This is a genomic window from Pseudomonas sp. H1h (assembly GCF_000633255.1).
Taxonomy (GTDB): Bacteria; Pseudomonadota; Gammaproteobacteria; order Pseudomonadales; family Pseudomonadaceae; genus Aquipseudomonas.
In genome coordinates, this window is sequence record NZ_AYMJ01000018.1 from 300,971 (window position 1) to 317,882 (window position 16,912).

Annotated in this window: 19 protein-coding genes and 1 pseudogene; 12 read left to right on the plus strand and 8 right to left on the minus strand. The window is 60.3% G+C overall.

What is annotated here, in order from left to right; translation table 11 throughout:
- Positions 1–40: 40 nt before the first annotated feature.
- Together U862_RS0117055 and U862_RS0117060 are read right to left on the minus strand one after the other, a co-directional pair.
- Entirely contained in the window at positions 41–1,051 is a 1,011-nt protein-coding gene (locus U862_RS0117055) for a M48 family metallopeptidase (RefSeq protein WP_025111510.1), read from the minus strand.
- Between the two features lie 25 nt (positions 1,052–1,076).
- Positions 1,077–1,673 (minus strand): LemA family protein, encoded by a 597-nt coding sequence (locus U862_RS0117060; RefSeq protein ID WP_049828019.1) that lies wholly within the window; start codon positions 1,671–1,673, stop codon positions 1,077–1,079.
- A gap of 212 nt (positions 1,674–1,885) precedes the next feature.
- Here U862_RS0117060 and U862_RS0117065 point away from each other — a divergent pair, with 212 nt between their 5' ends.
- Complete coding sequence (locus U862_RS0117065; RefSeq protein WP_025111512.1) at positions 1,886–2,194, plus strand: RcnB family protein; 309 nt, start codon at positions 1,886–1,888, stop codon at positions 2,192–2,194.
- 9 nt (positions 2,195–2,203) lie between these two features.
- Here the strand turns inward: U862_RS0117065 and U862_RS0117070 are convergent, their stop codons facing one another.
- Entirely contained in the window at positions 2,204–3,283 is a 1,080-nt protein-coding gene (locus U862_RS0117070; RefSeq protein ID WP_025111513.1) for a sensor domain-containing diguanylate cyclase, read from the minus strand.
- Between the two features lie 163 nt (positions 3,284–3,446).
- On the opposite strand from U862_RS0117070, the gene U862_RS0117075 reads away from it, so the two are divergent.
- Entirely contained in the window at positions 3,447–3,785 is a 339-nt protein-coding gene (locus U862_RS0117075) for an FKBP-type peptidyl-prolyl cis-trans isomerase (protein WP_025111514.1), read from the plus strand.
- A gap of 3 nt (positions 3,786–3,788) precedes the next feature.
- Here U862_RS0117075 and U862_RS0117080 read toward each other — a convergent pair whose 3' ends face one another.
- Together U862_RS0117080 and U862_RS0117085 are read right to left on the minus strand one after the other, a co-directional pair.
- The gene (locus U862_RS0117080; protein WP_025111515.1) at positions 3,789–4,631 is read right to left on the minus strand and encodes an ABC transporter permease; all 843 of its coding nucleotides are present in this window, start codon (positions 4,629–4,631) and stop codon (positions 3,789–3,791) included.
- Positions 4,632–4,691: 60 nt separating this feature from the next.
- On the minus strand, positions 4,692–5,678 hold the full coding sequence (locus U862_RS0117085) for an aliphatic sulfonate ABC transporter substrate-binding protein (protein ID WP_025111516.1): 987 nt from the start codon (positions 5,676–5,678) through the stop codon (positions 4,692–4,694).
- Positions 5,679–5,969: 291 nt separating this feature from the next.
- Between U862_RS0117085 and U862_RS0117090 the strand changes: the two genes are divergently transcribed.
- The 3 genes from U862_RS0117090 to U862_RS0117100 all read left to right on the plus strand — a co-directional run bounded on the left by U862_RS0117090 (position 5,970) and on the right by U862_RS0117100 (position 8,300).
- Positions 5,970–6,917 (plus strand): ABC transporter substrate-binding protein, encoded by a 948-nt coding sequence (locus U862_RS0117090; protein ID WP_025111517.1) that lies wholly within the window; start codon positions 5,970–5,972, stop codon positions 6,915–6,917.
- A 131-nt stretch (positions 6,918–7,048) separates the two neighbouring features.
- Entirely contained in the window at positions 7,049–7,948 is a 900-nt protein-coding gene (locus U862_RS0117095) for a polysaccharide deacetylase family protein (protein WP_025111518.1), read from the plus strand.
- A 109-nt stretch (positions 7,949–8,057) separates the two neighbouring features.
- Positions 8,058–8,300, plus strand: coding sequence for a DUF1652 domain-containing protein (locus U862_RS0117100; protein ID WP_003225919.1), 243 nt, complete (start codon positions 8,058–8,060; stop codon positions 8,298–8,300).
- Between the two features lie 4 nt (positions 8,301–8,304).
- Here the strand turns inward: U862_RS0117100 and U862_RS0117105 are convergent, their stop codons facing one another.
- Positions 8,305–8,667: an NUDIX hydrolase gene (locus U862_RS0117105; protein WP_025111519.1), complete on the minus strand. Its 363-nt coding sequence runs from the start codon at positions 8,665–8,667 to the stop codon at positions 8,305–8,307.
- Positions 8,668–8,879: 212 nt separating this feature from the next.
- Between U862_RS0117105 and U862_RS0117110 the strand changes: the two genes are divergently transcribed.
- A complete protein-coding gene (locus U862_RS0117110; RefSeq protein WP_025111520.1) occupies positions 8,880–9,077 on the plus strand; it encodes a hypothetical protein in 198 nt (65 codons plus the stop codon).
- Positions 9,078–9,137: 60 nt separating this feature from the next.
- Here U862_RS0117110 and U862_RS0117115 read toward each other — a convergent pair whose 3' ends face one another.
- Positions 9,138–9,377, minus strand: a complete 240-nt coding sequence (locus tag U862_RS0117115) for a hypothetical protein (RefSeq protein ID WP_025111521.1) — start codon at positions 9,375–9,377, stop codon at positions 9,138–9,140.
- Positions 9,378–9,564: 187 nt separating this feature from the next.
- Between U862_RS0117115 and U862_RS0117120 the strand changes: the two genes are divergently transcribed.
- The gene (locus U862_RS0117120; RefSeq protein ID WP_025111522.1) at positions 9,565–9,900 is read left to right on the plus strand and encodes a hypothetical protein; all 336 of its coding nucleotides are present in this window, start codon (positions 9,565–9,567) and stop codon (positions 9,898–9,900) included.
- A gap of 84 nt (positions 9,901–9,984) precedes the next feature.
- Here the strand turns inward: U862_RS0117120 and U862_RS0117125 are convergent, their stop codons facing one another.
- Positions 9,985–10,533: an Rrf2 family transcriptional regulator gene (locus U862_RS0117125; protein WP_025111523.1), complete on the minus strand. Its 549-nt coding sequence runs from the start codon at positions 10,531–10,533 to the stop codon at positions 9,985–9,987.
- 335 nt (positions 10,534–10,868) lie between these two features.
- Here U862_RS0117125 and U862_RS0117130 point away from each other — a divergent pair, with 335 nt between their 5' ends.
- From U862_RS0117130 to U862_RS0117150, 5 genes and pseudogenes are all read left to right on the plus strand, one after another.
- Positions 10,869–12,074, plus strand: coding sequence for an NAD(P)/FAD-dependent oxidoreductase (locus U862_RS0117130; RefSeq protein ID WP_025111524.1), 1,206 nt, complete (start codon positions 10,869–10,871; stop codon positions 12,072–12,074).
- 280 nt (positions 12,075–12,354) lie between these two features.
- A complete protein-coding gene (gene fae, locus U862_RS0117135) occupies positions 12,355–12,867 on the plus strand; it encodes a formaldehyde-activating enzyme (RefSeq protein ID WP_025111525.1) in 513 nt (170 codons plus the stop codon).
- 10 nt (positions 12,868–12,877) lie between these two features.
- Positions 12,878–13,912, plus strand: coding sequence for an aldo/keto reductase (locus tag U862_RS0117140; RefSeq protein ID WP_025111526.1), 1,035 nt, complete (start codon positions 12,878–12,880; stop codon positions 13,910–13,912).
- On the plus strand, positions 13,909–15,342 hold the full coding sequence (locus tag U862_RS0117145) for an NAD-dependent succinate-semialdehyde dehydrogenase (RefSeq protein ID WP_025111527.1): 1,434 nt from the start codon (positions 13,909–13,911) through the stop codon (positions 15,340–15,342). Before U862_RS0117140 ends, U862_RS0117145 begins: the two co-directional genes overlap by 4 nt.
- A gap of 159 nt (positions 15,343–15,501) precedes the next feature.
- Positions 15,502–16,866, plus strand: a pseudogene (locus tag U862_RS0117150) (MFS transporter).
- The last annotated feature ends 46 nt before the right edge of the window (positions 16,867–16,912 follow it).

Here is a 16,912-nt window from a genome sequence, read left to right on the forward strand (position 1 = left end):
TCGAGTGCGCCTGAGGCATCGTGCTCAGGTGTGCAGGCGGTTACTGCGCGGGCGGTAACGTAAACTGGCCGTCCCATTGCGGATCGATCCGCCGGATGCGCTCACTCAGGTCAGGATGGGTGGCGAACAGACTCTTGAAGAATGACGTCGAGCCGGCGCTGAAATACAGGTGGCTGAACTCTTTGGCCCGTGGCGAACTCAGGGTCGAGCCCTGGCTGCCGATTTTTTTCAGCGCGCCGGCAATGCCTTGGGGGTTGCGGGTGAATTGCACGGCGCTGGCATCAGCGAGGTATTCGCGCTGTCGGCTCACGGCAGCCTTGATCACGTTGGCAAAGAAGCTGCCGATGAAACCGGCCACGCACAACACCATGCCCATGAACGCCAGCAGCAGCAAAAGATATCCGTCATCGTTCTTTTTGCTTTTCTTCGACCTGGTCAGACCAAACAGCAAATAGGCGCCGGCCAGACCCACCACCAGAATCCCGTGGACAGTCGCCACCAAGCGGGTATTGAGGAGCATGTCACCGTTGTAGATATGGCTGAACTCGTGAGCGATCACCCCTTGCAGTTCCTCGCGCGTCAGCAGCGATATCGCGCCCTGGGTGACGCCGATCACCGCATCCTTGGGGGTGAAACCCGCTGCGAACGCATTGATGGTTTCGTCGGGCAGCAGATACACCGCCGGTATGGCGACGCCGGAGGCCAGCGCCATTTCCTCGACCACATTCATCAGTCGACGCTCATCCGCTGTGCGCACGTCGTCGTTGACCGGGCGCCCGCCAAGCTTTTCCGCGATCACTTTGCCGCCGCCCAACAGTTGAAAATACTTGAACAGACTGCCGAGCAACACGATGCCCGAAACGATCATGGCGACCACGGCTGTGGTGTGCAGGGCTTTGATCCTGGCCTCGCTGTCATGCTGGTTATCAAGGACGCCGATGACAAATGGCAGACTGGCAAGGGTGATCAGGCAGAGCACTGCGATGATCATCAGCGCGACGAGCAAAGCGGTCTGGTGACGCGCCTGGCGTTGTTGTTGGAAGAAATTCATGAGGCCGTCCGTGGGCAGAGAGGGGTCAGAAAGAAACTTTGGGGGCGACTTTGATTGCCAGCGTGTCGGCGAATTTCAACGGCGCCGCGTCGCTGCCGTGACCGAATCCGGGGGCCAGCAGCAAGGCCGGAAAGCCCTGCTTGAGCGTGTTGTAGGCCATTACCGCATCGTTGTAGGCCTGGCGCGCAAAACTGACCCTGTTTTCAGTGCTGCTCAACTCTTCGCTGAGTTGTTGCATGTTTTGCGAAGACTTGAGGTCGGGATAAGCCTCCAGCGTCACATTCAGCCGACTCAAAGCGCTGCTGAGGGTGCTGTCCGCCAGGCCCAACTGTTCGATGTTTTTTGCGCTGCCCGGCTGCGCCTGTGCAGCCTCGAGCCCGACCACTGCGGCATTGCGCGCTGCAATCACCGCTTCGAGGGTTTCACGCTCGTGGGCAAGGTAGCCTTTGGCAACCGCTACCAGATTGGGGATCAGGTCGTAGCGGCGCTTGAGCTGGACTTCAACCTGGGCAAAGGCGTTTTTGATTTCATTGCGCCGGGCAACCAGCGCATTGAACAGGTACACGCAATAGAGCGCGCAGAGTCCGAGCAAAACCAGATTGACGACAAGATAGGTGTTCACGGTGATGTCCTTGTTCACTCGGCGGGATTTTGCGCGGCATGTTAGCGCAAAAGCACGCGGTTGAGCCCGGATCCTGTGGGCGCGAGCTGGCTCGCGAGAACGGCCTGTCTGCCAACTACACTCTCCCGGCCAGCCCAGGCAAAAAAACAAGGAATGATTCTGTGACTCCGCAGTCGGAGTTCAGGTATCACACATCTGAAGGAGGTTCACCGATGAACAGCAAAACCCTAATCGCCAGCCTGGCGCTCGTCGCCGGCATTGCCGGGATCAGTCCACTTGTTCAAGCGGCGCAAACCTCAAGCGAACCTGCTGTCCAGTCCCCGACCAGCGACCGTGAATTGAAGGTCAACGACCGGGCTCCAGACATTTATCAGCGCAGCGACAAAGCCTTGAAAAACTGGAAACAGAAAGGCTTGAAAGCACCGATCGAACAGGCGCAGTGGGTGCAAATCAACGACAAGTACGTAATGGTCATGATCACCAACGGCACCATCGTCCAGATGCAACCAGTCGAGCGTTAAGCACCGGGCTCAAAGGCCCTGCACATGCACTCGTGCAGGGCTTTCGCCGCCCAACCGATACTGATTGTTCCCACTGCGCTTGGCTTCATACATCGCCAGATCGGCAATGTGCAGCAGCCGATCCATGGTTGGCGCATGGTCGGGAAACACCGCCACCCCAAGGCTGGTACCGATGTGGCGCTGGTCGTTGCCGATGCCGATCGGTGGCGACAGTTCGATGAAAATCTTCTGGCAGATGCGGCGGGCTTCGTCTTGCAGATTGAGGCTCGGCGCCAGGCCTTGCAGGATCACCACGAACTCGTCGCCGCCGATGCGCGCGACGGTGTCGGTGGCGCGCAGGATGCGTTTGAGGCGGGTGGCGGTGGTGATCAATACGCGGTCGCCAGCGGCGTGGCCGTAATGGTCGTTGATGTTTTTGAAACCGTTCAGGTCGACAAACACCAGTGCCACGCGGGTGTTGGTTTGTCGCGCCTGGTCCAGTGCTTCGGCCAGGCGCTCTTCCAGCACCAGTCGATTGGGCAGTCCGGTCAACGGGTCGTAGTGGGCGAGGTGCTTGAGGTAACTGGCCGAGGCTTTTTCTTCGGTGATGTCGCGCACCACACCCATCATTTTGATGACCGCATCGTGGTCGTTGCGCACCACGTTACCGGTCTCCCGCAGCCAGCGAATCGTGCCATCGGGCCAGACCACGCGGTACTCCTCATCGTGGTTTTCGCCGGTCTCCAGGCAGCGCAACTCGCCGTCGCGCACGCGCAGGCGATCGTCCGGGTGCACGCAGGAACAGAACAGCGCATAGGACGGAGTGATCTCGCCGATCTTGAACCCGAACATGCCGTAGATCGCGTCCGACCAGTACAGTCGATCGGTGTCGACTTCCCAATCCCAGGTGCCGATCCGCGCAAAATACTGGCTGCGCTTGAAGCGCTCGGCGTCGTGGTCCTGATGGATGTTCCTGCCTTCGGCGGCGCGGGCCAGCAGTTCTCGGTATTCGGCTAACTGCCGGCGCAAGTCGCGTTCGCGCAAAACCAGCACGGCAATCACAGCAAGCATGACGACGCCAATGGCAAGGCCGATCCAGAGCTGAATCATTGGGGCGCTGCCAGCATGAGGAGTCGATCCGAGAAGTAATGGCGGTTTGCTATGTTAATGCTTGGTCACTCACTTCGGATACAGCGTTGATCTGCGCTTGCGGGTTGCCAATCACCGACAATTCTGGGAAAACGGCCGCCAGCTGAACAATAGAGTGAATGTTATGAATGATGAACTGCAGGTAATCGATCTCCAGGTGGGCGAGGGCAAGGCCGCCGTCAAAGGCGCGCTGATCACCACTCATTACACCGGTTGGCTGGAAGACGGCAGCGAGTTCGATTCTTCCCACAGCCGTGGCAAACCTTTCCAGTGCGTGATTGGCACTGGAAGGGTGATCAAGGGCTGGGATCAGGGACTCATGGGCATGCAGGTGGGCGGCAAGCGCAAGCTGCTGGTGCCCGCGCACCTGGGTTATGGCGAGCGGACGATGGGCAAGATCCCGCCGAATTCGAATCTGCTGTTCGAGATCGAGTTGCTCGAGGTTTTGACGCGGGACGATTGAGGATCACGCCTTCGCCTCTTGACCTGAGAACGTGTCGCGCCAGGCCAGCCAGCGGCGCTCCAGCCCCGCAAGCAACCCGTCGCTGAGTTTGCCGAGCAGGGCGAGCACGATGATGGCCGCCAGCACGATGTCCGGTCGCGAGGTTTCACGCCCATCGCTGAGCAGATAGCCCAGACCCTTGGTCGCGGCGATCAGTTCGGCGGCCACCAGAAACATCCACGCCAGGCTCATGCCGCTGCGCAGCCCGGTGAACAGACCGGGCAGGGCGGCCGGCAACAGAATTCGCCGAACCAGTTGCAGGTGGCTGAAGCCATAAATGTGCCCGACCTCCACCAGTTTTCGATCAATGTTGCGAATCGCCGCGACCACGTTGACGTAGACCGGAAAGAACGCGCCGATGGCGATCAGCACGACTTTGGAGGTTTCATCAATGCCCAGCCACAGCAGCAACAGCGGCACCCAGGCCAGGCTCGGGATGGAGCGCAGGGCGGCGAACGTCGGCTCCAGATACGCTTCGGCCTCACGACTCAGACCGACCCAAGCGGCAAACACCAGCGCCAGGCTGGCGCCGATCGCAAACCCGAGCAACACGCGAATCAGGCTGGCGCCAATGTGCTTCCACAAAGCGCCTTCGGCGAGGTCGGTGAGGGTCAGGGCGATCTCGCTCGGGGCGGGCATTTGGTAGGACGGCAGCCAGCCGATGCGCACGATGAACTCCAGTGCGACTACGGCCAGCAGCGGCAGGGCCAGGCCTTTCAAGCGCCGTCGCCAGGTTGGATTGAGCGGGGAAGGACGCGTCTTCGACAGGCGCCCAGGTGCGGGCAGTTCATTACTGCGTGTGGTCATACGTGGGCTCCGTTCACCGCGAAACCGCGTCAGGCACCGGTTCGCGGTGAGTCTGATCGATTACTGGCGGGCGACGGCTTGCTGCACACCGCTGTCGAGCAACTGATCGATGACTTGATCGATATTCACCCCACGCCGTACCAGCTCCTCGGAAACCAGAATCGGCGCCGCTGCCTTGGAGGCCTGCACATCCTTGGCGGTCAGTTGCGGACTGCTCAGGTCGGTGCGCGACAGTTGCAGCTTGGCCACGTCCAGCGGCAGGCCGGATTCCTTGGCGAGCAGGGCGGCGAACTCATCCGGGTTTTTCAATGCCCATTCCCGCGCCTGTTCGTAGGCTTTGATCACGCTGGCGATGGTTTGCGGATGCTCCTTGGCGTACTGCTCGGTGACGCTGACCACGCCATAACTGTTGAACGCCGGGTTGCGATAGAGCAGGCGCGAACCGGCCTGGACCTGGCTGGCCGCCATGTGCGGGTCAAGGCCTGCCCAGGCGTCGACATCACCCTTTTCCAGCGCGGTGCGGCCGTCCGGATGCTGCAGGTGTACCAACTCCACGTCGTCTTTTTTCAGCCCGGCCTGTTGCAGGCTGCGCAGGGTGAACAGGTAAGGATCGGTGCCCTTGGTGGCGGCGATTTTCTTGCCTTTGAGGTCGGCAACGCTCTGGTACGGCGAGTCTTTTCGCACCACCAACGCGGTCCATTCGGCGCGGCTGTAGATGTAGACCGATTTGATCGGGCTGCCGTTGGCGCGGCTCAGCACGGCAGCGAGGCTGGCGCTGGAGGCGAAATCGACGCCGCCGCTGTTCAGGTATTCCAGCGAACGGTTACTGCCCTGGCTGAGCACCCAACTGACTTTGGTCTGAGGCAGGGCTTTTTCGAGGAAGCCAAAATGCTTGAGCACCAGGCTCACGGGGGAGTAATAGGCGTAATCCAGATGAACCTCGGCGGGCGCGGCTTCGGCGGCGTGGGCCAGCGGTTGCAGGCCCAGCGCCATGGCGCTGGCGACCAGCAGCGTTTTGAGACGGGAAAACGGTAAGAACGATGTCATGGGGGCGCTCCGGCAAAAGCACTGTTTTTATGTCCGAAAATATATTTTTAACGGCTGCGTCCTGCATCAATGGAATATTGCAGGCTCTGTGCCATGTGTGTCTGAGCCCGTGTTTACGGGAGGATTGCCAGGTTTGCTGGTGTTCAGCTGTTGCTGGAGCAACAGTGTGACGAGGGGCTGTTGCGTAACGGACAGCGAGCATTCAGGGTGCTGAGCTTATGCATTAATCGAATTTAAAAATGGCTGATCAAGAGCGTTATGGTCTATGCAAAATCCATTGCAGGAACCGCCATGAAGCTCTCCCGTTTCCTCCGTACCACCCTGATTGCCGGACTGTTCGCCACTCCGCTGGCCTACGCCGCTGAGCCATTGGTCCTGCACGTCGGTGATCAGAATTACTACAACATCCGCGCCTCGATAGAAGCGTCCGGGGTGTTGAAAGACGCGCCTTACAGCGTTGACTGGAAGCATTTCCAGGCGGCTGCGCCATTGGCCGAGGCGTTGCAGACCGGTTCGCTGGATCTGGGCTTTCTCGGCGATTCCGGTTTTCTGTTTCTCGCCGCCAAACAGGCGCCGGTGAAGCTCATCGGTGTATCGCGGCAGAACCCGGACACCATCGCGTTGCTGGTGCCGAAAGATTCGCCGGTGAAAACCATCGCCGATCTGAAAGGCAAGAAAGTCGCTTATTGGCCCGGGGCCTGGAGCCAGCAATTGACCTTGCGTGCGCTGGAGCAGGGCGGTCTGCCGGAAAATTACGTCGAGTTCGTCAAGCTGATGCCGATCGATGCGGCGGCTGCGTTGCCGCAAGGCAGTATCGACGCCTTCCCGGTGTGGGAGCCGTACATCTCCCAGCAAATCGTGTTTTCCGGTGCGCGACCGATTCTCACCGCGAAGAACCTGATGCCGGGCCTCAGCGCCATTGCGGCGTCGGCGCCATCAATCGACAGTAAACGCGCAGCGATCACCGATTTTCTCGGACGTTTGAAGCAGGCACGAGCCTGGGTCGACAGCCATACCGACGAATACGCAGATCTCTGGGCGAAGAAAGCCAACCTCGATCAGCAGGTGTCACGCCACTGGTTGCGTCAGGCGCACATGACGGTCGGGCCAGTGGATCAACAGGCCGCAGCAGACCTGCAAAGCACCGCGGACTTTCTGTTCAAGGTCAAGGCATTGCCGGCGCCACTGGCCACCGCCGGGATCATCGACACCTCGTTCCAGCAGGTACTGGCTGACTGAACGAGCGCCGGAACCAAAGCCTGTGTACCCTATCCAAACCTGGCTCGAACAGCCGGGCGCAGGGATGGATCAGGGCGAGGGAGTTTTGCCAGTCGACAACAGGGCCGCAACGGTCAGGCGCAAGGCAAAACATGAAATACGCTTTCAACTTTCTCTGTGCTGCGGCCATCGCGCTCGGGCTGGCCGGCTGCATAGCGGCGCCCATCGAGATGACCGCGCAAACCGCCACCCGTCTCGAATCCCAGGCGCCGGTGCGGTTTCTGCTGACGTTCGATGACGGCCCGAGCGCTTCGAGCTTCTGGAACCCGTCGGCGACGGTGCTCGACAGCCTCAAGGTCAACCCGGTGCAACCGGACATCAAAGCGGTGTTCTTCGTCCAGACCCGCGCGCCCCGTGCCGGCAACAGTGAGATCGGCCGCGGCATCATGCGCCGCGAGCACGCCGAAGGGCACATCCTGGGGTTTCACACGGCCACTCATTGGCACACCAACCATCGCTCGCTCGACCCGCAGGAACTGGAGCAGTCGTTGACCAACGGCAGTGCAGATATCGCCGCGATCACCGGGGCGGCGCCAATCCTGCTGCGGCCGCCATTCTGGAATTACGACAAACGCACGTTCGCGGCCTATCAACAGCACGGCCTGCACGTGTTATTGACCGATTTGAGCGCCAACGACGGCAAGATCTGGGGCTTCAACGCCAGCCCCAGGCGCCGGGCGAACATGTTGCGGCAGCTGTCGGAAGTCCGCGAGCGGATTGCCCTCGGGGAATTTCCGACCGTGGACGGGGTGATTCCGGTGGTGGTGACCTTTCATGACCTCAACCGCTATACCGCACGCCATACCCGCGAGTACCTGCAAATCCTCCTCGACAGTGCCGCAGCCACTGGCGTGAGGTTGGCGGACAAGCCGTTTTACGATGATCATGCGGCGTTGCAGAAAGCGGCGCTGGCGCGCACGGTTCAGCAAAGTTCGGAGCCGGTGCAACTGCCGGGGATGTGGAACTGGATCTGGGATCATGATGCGCACTGAGGCTGCGCCAGAAATGTGATCGGGTTGGCAATTGCCGGGGCGGCAGGTCGGCGAAGCCTCATCTATGCTCAACGGGTCGACCGACTCATCGCCTGCGAGGCGTGCGCCCATGCTAGCCATTGCCGACATTTGCCGGATAGTCGAATCCGGCTTTCCGTCGCTTGAATGCGAATGCACCCAAGTGGAGCAGGGACTGTTGCGGATCAAGGTTTACGAGCCTGACTCCGGACGGGTCGAGTTGTTGCTCAATGGTGTGTCGCCGGAACACCTGGTGACGATCCGCGATATTTCCAACTTCATCGGCGAATTGCGCACGGAAATGAGCGCCGGACGCCGAGCGTTCGCCGGTTGAAACCTCACAAGCGTCGCTGAAATGCCTGCACGATGCGCAGCGTCGCGTCGCTGGTGGGCAGATTCTGCACGGCGTCCAGCGGATGCCAGATGCATTCGGTGATCTCGTTTTGCGGGCGCAACTGTTCGAGGTCCAGCACTGACGCCTCGTAGACATGATGCTGGGTGCTGCCGCTGCGCAACTCCATCAGATAAAGCACCTGTTCCGCCTCCAGTGCGGTTTCTTCCTGCAGCTCGCGCGTTGCTGCGGTGGCTTTGCTTTCCCCGGGCTCCACCTTGCCACCCGGCAAGGTCCAGCGGCATCTGGGTTTGCGCACCAGGAGGATGTGTCGATCCTGCTCGCAAATGACGGTTGCACGTACTTTCATCTGTTACCTGTTTACTGCGTGTCACATAAATGAAATAAATCTGCAATATTCGAGCCGGGCCGCAAACCAGAGGTTCCGTGGGATCTTGGATTGCCCGGTCGAGCAAAAAGTGCCGGAACGCTGGCGCGACACTCGGTCGGCACACCGGCAGCCGCTGGGTGTAAGGTAAAAAGGTATGGCTGAATCAATCGCCGGCAGAAAAGGAGGTACCCATGAGCATTCCTGTACTGAACAAGATGCACATGAACGGCTACGACGTACTCAGCGTGAACAACGGCCCATGGCGGGTTTGTACCCAGGGCGACCGCCTTGCGTCGTTTGGTAGCAGAGAAGAGGCGCTGGCTTACGCCGCCGCGTTGCCGGGTTACAAACAACGCTCGGCGCGGGCGCGAAGTCACACCACAAGTTGACGCAAAGGTAACGAAAGAGCCCCGGTGATTGCCGGGGCTTCTGTTGAGGGGCGGGCGTTGTCAGTGGACTTTGCTTCGGCTGATGGTGCGCGTCTTTACTTCCCTGGCATACAACTGCAGCCGCTCTTCATCGCTTTGCAGCACCTCGCAAGACCTGAGCACTGCCTGGGCATCCGCTTCATTGCCGCTCTTGCGCAGTTGTTCGGCAATGCGCTTGAGGTCGACCGCCGACCACCTCAGATCCGATGCAACGGCTTGCAGGTCGCGCTGAAGTTCGTGTTCGTATTCATTGAGCCGCATGATCACCTCCGGAACATTCTCGGTAGAAAAGAGTAGCCGTATTTTTTCATCGAGGGTGCACAGCTCGTCTGTCACCTGGCGCAATGGATGTAAATATTTGTCCAATTTCCCCTGTGGGCGTGGTGCCACGATGGATGTGCACCCAGTTACACGTTACATTCGCTTTTTTTCAGATCAGGGAAACACCATGCGGATATGGATCGGGAGTTTGGCGTTGGCATTGCTTGCAGGTTGCTCGTTGCCGGCGTCACTGGTACCGGGTGAGCCGAATCTCAGCAAGACCAGCACCAAGGCGCCTAAAGACTATGCCGCGTGCCTGTTGCCGTTGTGGCAGAAGGACATTCCTAAGACCACGCAGACGGCGATCTCCAACGGTTATCGGATCACTGCGCCCAGCATCGTGACCGCCGACGAGATTCTCGACGTCATCAAGTACAAGGACGGCAGCCGGGTTTCGCTGTATCAAGGGCCGCCATGGGCCAAGTCCGGGTCGTTGCGCAAATCAGTGCGTGACTGCCTGTAACGCACGGCTTCAGTTACCAAAGCCCGCTACAAAAAAAGCAGAAACCGGAGTGCGGTTTCTGCTTTTTTTTGTGTTTTGCGCAGGTCAGTCGGAAATATCGGTCAGCGGGATGCTGCCGAAGTGGCCCTTTTTCTCGCGGCGATCCTGAATCCAGTCTTCCACCTGTTGGCCGAATTGCGCCGGGGCCTTGCGTCCTACCTTTCTCGCGATGTCGAGAATGGTCTGTTGGGCGAGGGCTTCTTCCATGCGCTGTTGTGCCGTCATCATGGCGCTGTGAATCGAGCACGTGCCTTCGATGGCCCATTCTGGTGGCTTGCCTTCAAACAAGGCGCAACGTCCGCGAATGTCGCGGCATTCAAAAATGTTCTTGCGCCCGTCAATCGCCTTGACGATGTCGAGCAAGGTGATTTCGTCCGCTGGCCGCGCGAGGCTGAACCCGCCGCGTACGCCTTCACTGGCGACGACCAGTTTGCCTTTGGCCAGTTTGGTGAAGATTTTTGCCAGGTATTCGACCGGCACGCCTTGCAGTTCGGCCAGGTCGCGCACGCTGGCTTCCCGACTGTCACCACCATTGCCCACGAGAAATGCCAGGCAATGGATGCCGTATTCGACGCCTGCGCTGTAAAGAGACATGTATAAGTCCGACTTAATTTGTCGTAAATGCTAGCAGCCTTGAAGCTGTTCGGCAACGTTGCTCGCTAGGGTATTACGCTGCTTTCAGCGCTTTATGTGCCTGTTTATTGGCTTTTGTACGGATTTTCTCTCGCGTGTTTATATCTGAATATTCGATTTGAATGATCAGTTAATCTGACTTGTTGCAAATAAATACGACCAATACAGTCGGAAATATTCGGTGAGCAACGGACTGTACCTTCGAAATCTTTTTTCGCGCCGAGACGCATCCGCTCGCCTGACGGGCAGGTGTCAGCCATTTTTCAAGCACATGGGCAATGAGCCCGGAGACAACGATGAAACAGCGCATTCTGGTAATCGGCGCAGGTTTTGCGGGCATGTGGACCGCATTGAGTGCCGCGCGTCTGGTCGATATTCATGGTCGGGACAATGTCGATGTCACTGTTCTGGCGCCGCAGGCCGAGCTGCGCGTGCGGCCGCGTTTCTATGAACCAAACGCTCATCAACTGGCCGCACCGCTGGGCGAGCTGTTCGAAGCGGTCGGCGTTCACTTCATCAAGGGGGCGGCCGAGTCCATCGACGCCCCGGGCAAAACCGTGGGTTACATCGATGCCGCGGGACAACCGCAGGTGTTTCACTACGACAAACTGGTGCTGGCCAGCGGCAGCGGGCTAGCCTTGTCCAGTACGCCCGGGGTGGCACAGCACGCATTCGACGTCGACCAGATCGAAGCGGCGATCCGCCTGGAAGCCCACCTCGAGTCCCTGAAAGATCTGCCGCCCAGCGAGGCCCGCAACACGGTGGTCGTGGCAGGCGGGGGGTTTACCGGCATTGAAACCGCGACCGAAATGCCGGGACGCCTGCGCGAGATCCTCGGCGAGCAGGCCGACATCAACGTGATCATCGTTGATCGCGGACAGAAGATCGGCGCCTCGATGGGCGAAGAAATCAGCCAGTCGATTGTCGAGGCCAGCAACACGCTGGGCGTTGAATGGCGTTTGGGTGTGTCGGTGCAAGCGGTTGATGGCAATGGCGTGACGCTGTCGGACGGGCAGCGCATCGAGGCAAAAACCGTGGTCTGGACCACCGGCGTCCGCGCCAGCTCGCTGACCGAACAGATCCCGGGTGAGCGCGATCGCCAGGGTCGCCTGCATGTCGATGCGCATCTGCAAGTTCTGGGGCAGGACGATATTTTCGCCACGGGCGATGTGGCTTACGCCGCCACCGATGCCATCGGCAATTACGCGCTGATGACCTGCCAGCACGCGATCTCTCTGGGGCGTCACGCCGGCAACAACGTCGCGGCGCAAATTCTCGGTGTCGAGCCGACGCCGTACAGCCAGCCGAAATACGTGACCTGTCTCGACCTCGGCGCTTGGGGTGCGGTGTACACCGAGGGCTGGGATCGCCAGGTGAAACTGGTCAAACAGGAAGGCAAGGCCCTGAAGACGCAGATCAACACTCAGTGGATCTACCCGCCAGCGGCCGATCGCATCAGTGCACTGGCGGCGGCTGACCCGATGATCCCCGTGGTCGCCTGACCACCGCGCTACGACAGTCCCGCTCCCTGAGCGGGATTTTTTTGCCTGCGCGAAAGGCTATGACCAAAACTCATGGCCCCATGATTTTTAATGGTTACAGCCCGCGCAAACCCCGGTGTTAAAAAATCGCAAACACAGCTCATCAATAACAACCAGAGAGCGTTTGCAGCCATGTCCCGTTTCCCTCGTCGCATCTCCCTACGCCCGTTATTGAGCGCACCGGCCATTCGGCCCGCGTGAGCTATCGACCATCCCTCGCAGCGCAAAAGAGTAATGACTGATGAAAGAACTCGACCTGTACATCGGTGAAGGTTTCGAAGGCCCGGGCGTGAACGCCGCACACATCAACATCCTGATCGGCCCGCGCAATGGCCCGGCCGGACAGGCGTTCGCCAACAGCCTGGCGTCGCCTAGTCAGGGCCATTGCCCATTCATGGTGATCGCCCAGCCGAACATTCCGGTCAAGCCGATGACCCTGTATGTGAACAAGGCCGCGATCAGCAGCGACCTGCACGGTAATGCCACCTGGGGCGCATCGCAGGCCGGGATCGCCAAAGCCGTGCTCGAAGCGCTGCTCGACGGCACCTTGCCGCCGGAAGCCGAGGACGAGTGGGCGATTGTCACCGCCAACTGGGTCAACCCGGCCTGCGACGACCTCGATGCGGTCTACCTGAACAACTACAACGCCTGTCGCACCGCGATCCGAGCCGCCCTGACCGGCAAGCCGCAAACCGCGCAGCTGGCCGATGTGGTCAATCACATCAGCAACCCTTTCTACACGCCAAAAGCCTGAGGTCCGCGCCATGCAATACATTCGTTTGGGCCACTCCGGCCTGCAGGTTTCTCGTCTGTGCCTGGGCACCATGAACATGGGCACGCCGGACTGGAAACCGTGGATTTTCAATGAAAAACAGAGCGAGCCGATCGTCGCCCACGCGCTGGACAAGGGTGTGAACTTCATCGACCTGGCTGATTTCTATTCCGCTGGTGTCGGCGAGGAAGTGGTGGGGCGCATCGTCAAGCGCCTGGCCCGCCGCGAGGACCTGGTGATCACCACCAAGGTCGGTTACGGCACCCGCAGCGGGATCAACGCCAGCGGCCATTCACGCAAGCACATCATGGACAGCATCGACGCCTCGCTGAAACGCCTGAACATGGATTACGTCGACGTGTTCATGCTGCATTACTTCGATGTGAACACCCCGGTCGAAGAAACCATGTCGGCGCTGAACGACATCGTGCGCTCCGGCAAGGCCCGTTATATCGGCGTGTCGACCATGCTCACCGGGCAGTTGGCGAAGATCCTCATGGCCTGCGAACGCAACGGCTGGGTCAAGCCGATCAATATGCAGTTGCAGTTGAACTGCGCTTACCGCGAAGAAGAGCGCGAGATGATTCCGTTCTGTCGCGATCAGGGCATCGGCGTCTCGGTGTTCAGCCCGCTGGCCCGTGGCCTGCTGACTGGCGACGTACAGTCGACCCGCAACCAGACCGACTTCTTCACCCAGCAGATGTACAGCGACGAAGCCTCGTTCGAAATCGCCCACTCGGTGCAGCGCGTGGCCCGCGCCCGTGGCGTGTCGAATGCGCAGATTGCCCAGGCGTGGGTGGCCAACCATCCGGGGGTCGATTGCATGCTGGTCGGCGCCGATACCACCGCGCAGTTCGACAGTGCGCTGGCGGCGCTGGAAACCAGGCTGGATGCCGATGAGCTGCACGAGTTGGAGCGCAATTACACCCCGTGCGATGTGATCAACGACTACACCGCCGGCAAGCGCATCCTGCGCACGGCACGCCTGGGGCTTGAGCGGTTCACCTTGCAAGGGGCGGTGGCATGAGCGAGTTGATCCGTCACGGCAATTTCATCGATGGCCAGTGGGGGCAGGGCGGTGCGACCTACGCGGTGCGCAACCCGGCCAACGGCGAACTGATTGCCGACGTGCAAAAGGCTGGCGCCGAGCAAACCAATCTGGCCATCGATGCCGCCAACCGCGCCCTGCCGGCGTGGCGCAAACTCACCGCCAAGGAGCGCAGCCAGCGCCTGAAACGCTGGAGCGATCTGATGCTCGCCCACCAGAAGGACCTGGCGACATTGCTCAGTCGCGAACAGGGCAAACCGCTGGCCGAAGCCATGGGCGAGGTGGTCTACGCCGCGAGTTTTCTCGAGTGGTTCGGCGAGGAAGCCAAGCGCGCCTACGGCGACGTGATCCCGAGCCACAAGGCCGATGCGCGGATCATCGTGGTCAAGGAAGCCATCGGCGTGGTCGCGGCGATCACCCCGTGGAACTTCCCGTTGGCGATGGTCACCCGCAAGGTCGGCCCGGCGCTGGCGGCGGGCTGCACAATGATTCTCAAACCGTCGGAAGAGACCCCGCTGTCGGCATTTGCCCTGGCAGTGTTGGCCGAGCAGGCAGGGATTCCAGCGGGTGTGTTCAACATCGTCTCTGGTGATGCGGTGGCGATTGGCGGTGCGCTGCAAGCCTCGAGCCTCGTGCGCAAACTGTCGTTCACCGGCTCCACGCGCACCGGCAAACTGCTCATGCGTCAGGCTGCCGACACCCTGAAGAAAGTCTCGCTGGAACTGGGTGGCAACGCGCCGTTCATTGTCTTCGACGATGCCGATCTGGACGCAGCGGTCAAAGGCGCGATGGCCTCGAAATTCCGCAACACCGGGCAGACTTGTGTGTGCGTGAATCGCTTCTTTATTCAGGACAGCGTCTACGAGGCCTTCACCGGCAAGCTTGCCGAAGCAGTCGCCGCGATGCGCGTCGGCAGCGCGCTCGAGGGTGAGACCGAGCAAGGTCCGCTGATCAACACTGCCGCGCTGGCCAAGGTCGAAAGCCATGTCAGCGATGCACTGGCGAAGGGCGCTACGTTGCTGTGCGGCGGTCGTCGCCATGCTCTCGGCGGCACCTTCTATGAGCCGACCATCCTCACCGAGGTCAACGGCGACATGCTGATCGCCCAGGACGAAACCTTCGGCCCGGTAGCCGCGTGCTTCCGCTTCAAGGATGAGGCCGACGTGCTGGCGCGGGCCAATGACACGCCATTCGGTTTGTCGGCGTATTTCTACAGCCGCGACATCGGCCGGGTCTGGCGCATGGCCGAAGGCCTTGAAGCCGGGATGGTCGGGATCAACGAAGGGATCATTTCCACGGAAGTGGCGCCGTTCGGTGGCATCAAGGAATCGGGCCTGGGGCGCGAAGGTTCGAAGTACGGTCTGGATGACTATCTGGAGATCAAATACCTGTTGATGGGCGGTCTCTGAACCCCACCACCACCCCTTGTAGGAGTGAGCCTGCTCGCGATGACGGTGCATCAGGCAATACGGCTTTGACTGACACACTGCTATCGCGAGCAGGCTCACTCCTACAGAAGAAGCAAGAGCAATCCGTTTCTCCGTCAATAACAACAATTGGAGACGAACATGTCCGCTCAACCCGTAAAAATCGACGACCTGCCCATCGGCCGGTTTCATATCAAGATCGCCGGGCTGACCTTCGGCGCGCACTTCACCGACGGCTACATCCTCGGCCTGATCGGCATTGCGTTTACCTTGCTCAGCCCGCAGATGCACCTGGATGCGTTCTGGCAGGGATTGATCGGCGCGTCGGCGTTGATCGGGCTGTTTCTCGGCAGTCTGTTTTTCGGCTGGATCTCGGACAAGGTCGGCCGGCAGAAGATTTTCCTCGCCAGCTTCGTGCTGATCACGATCGCCTCGGTGATGCAGTTCTACGTCGAAAGCGCGATGAGCCTGTTTCTCTGCCGAGTATTGATCGGCATTGGCCTGGGCGGTGATTTCAGTGTCGGACACGCGATGCTCGCCGAGTTCTCGCCGAAGAAACATCGCGGCGTACTGCTCGGTTCGTTCAGCGTGATCTGGACCTTCGGTTACGTTGCCGCAACCTTCGTCGGCACCGCCATGCTCAGCCTCGGCGACGATGCCTGGCGCTGGATGCTTGCGTCGTCGGCGATCCCGGCGGCATTGATTCTGATCGCGCGCATCGGCACGCCGGAATCACCGCGCTGGCTGGTCAACCAGGGGCGCATCGCCGAGGCGCGGGCGATTGTCAAAAAGCATCTGGGCGACAATGTCGAACTGGACGAAACCCGCACCACGCAAACCCGCTCCGGTTAGGCGGTACTGTTCAGCCGCGAGTACCGCAAACGCACGGCGTTCAACTGCCTGTTTTTCGTCTGCATCGTGATGCCGTACTTCGCGATCTACACGTTCCTGCCGTCGATCCTGCAGAAAATGGGCCTGGCCGAAGGCTTCGGCACTGAACTGATGCTCAACCTGTTGCTGATCCTCGGCGCCTTGATCGGTATCTGGTGCACGATCAGGTTCAGCCGTCGCGGCTTCCTGATCAACTCGTTCATCATCCTCGCGGTGGCGCTGTTCCTGCTGGCGGTGCTGCCGGGTAGCGCAGCGTGGCTGATGGTGCTGGTGTTCGGTGTGTTCACCCTGGTGCTGTCGGCGGTGAGCAATCTGGTCGGGGTGTTCCCGGCGGAGAGTTTCCCGACCGAAGTGCGTGCCAGCGGTATTGGCCTGGCCACGGCAGTCAGCCGTTTGGGCTCGGCGGTCAGCACCTTTCTGCTGCCGGTGAGTGTGGCGGGGATCGGCCTGAGCCCGACCATGGGCATTCTCGCGGCGATCCTGGCGATTGGCGCATGGCTGTCATGGGCGTGGGCGCCGGAGACCAAGTCGCTGACACTGAGCCAGGCGTGCAAGGCGCAAAGTCCGGTGGAGGGAAGCGTCATCACCGTGACCAAAATCGCCACCCCGATCTAACGGCCTGCCACCCAAAAACTGTGGGAGCGGGCTTGCTCGCGAAAGC

Bases quoted from the DNA above. Each gene is read 5' to 3' on its own strand.
- U862_RS0117055 (WP_025111510.1), bottom strand. From the start codon at position 1,051: ATGAATTTCTTCCAACAACAACGCCAGGCGCGTCACCAGACCGCTTTG.
- U862_RS0117065 (WP_025111512.1), top strand. From the start codon at position 1,886: ATGAACAGCAAAACCCTAATCGCCAGCCTGGCGCTCGTCGCCGGCATT.
- U862_RS0117070 (WP_025111513.1), bottom strand. From the start codon at position 3,283: ATGATTCAGCTCTGGATCGGCCTTGCCATTGGCGTCGTCATGCTTGCT.
- U862_RS0117075 (WP_025111514.1), top strand. From the start codon at position 3,447: ATGAATGATGAACTGCAGGTAATCGATCTCCAGGTGGGCGAGGGCAAG.
- U862_RS0117080 (WP_025111515.1), bottom strand. From the start codon at position 4,631: ATGACCACACGCAGTAATGAACTGCCCGCACCTGGGCGCCTGTCGAAG.
- U862_RS0117085 (WP_025111516.1), bottom strand. From the start codon at position 5,678: ATGACATCGTTCTTACCGTTTTCCCGTCTCAAAACGCTGCTGGTCGCC.
- U862_RS0117090 (WP_025111517.1), top strand. From the start codon at position 5,970: ATGAAGCTCTCCCGTTTCCTCCGTACCACCCTGATTGCCGGACTGTTC.
- U862_RS0117095 (WP_025111518.1), top strand. From the start codon at position 7,049: ATGAAATACGCTTTCAACTTTCTCTGTGCTGCGGCCATCGCGCTCGGG.
- U862_RS0117100 (WP_003225919.1), top strand. From the start codon at position 8,058: ATGCTAGCCATTGCCGACATTTGCCGGATAGTCGAATCCGGCTTTCCG.
- U862_RS0117105 (WP_025111519.1), bottom strand. From the start codon at position 8,667: ATGAAAGTACGTGCAACCGTCATTTGCGAGCAGGATCGACACATCCTC.
- U862_RS0117110 (WP_025111520.1), top strand. From the start codon at position 8,880: ATGAGCATTCCTGTACTGAACAAGATGCACATGAACGGCTACGACGTA.
- U862_RS0117115 (WP_025111521.1), bottom strand. From the start codon at position 9,377: ATGCGGCTCAATGAATACGAACACGAACTTCAGCGCGACCTGCAAGCC.
- U862_RS0117120 (WP_025111522.1), top strand. From the start codon at position 9,565: ATGCGGATATGGATCGGGAGTTTGGCGTTGGCATTGCTTGCAGGTTGC.
- U862_RS0117125 (WP_025111523.1), bottom strand. From the start codon at position 10,533: ATGTCTCTTTACAGCGCAGGCGTCGAATACGGCATCCATTGCCTGGCA.
- U862_RS0117130 (WP_025111524.1), top strand. From the start codon at position 10,869: ATGAAACAGCGCATTCTGGTAATCGGCGCAGGTTTTGCGGGCATGTGG.
- fae (WP_025111525.1), top strand. From the start codon at position 12,355: ATGAAAGAACTCGACCTGTACATCGGTGAAGGTTTCGAAGGCCCGGGC.
- U862_RS0117140 (WP_025111526.1), top strand. From the start codon at position 12,878: ATGCAATACATTCGTTTGGGCCACTCCGGCCTGCAGGTTTCTCGTCTG.
- U862_RS0117145 (WP_025111527.1), top strand. From the start codon at position 13,909: ATGAGCGAGTTGATCCGTCACGGCAATTTCATCGATGGCCAGTGGGGG.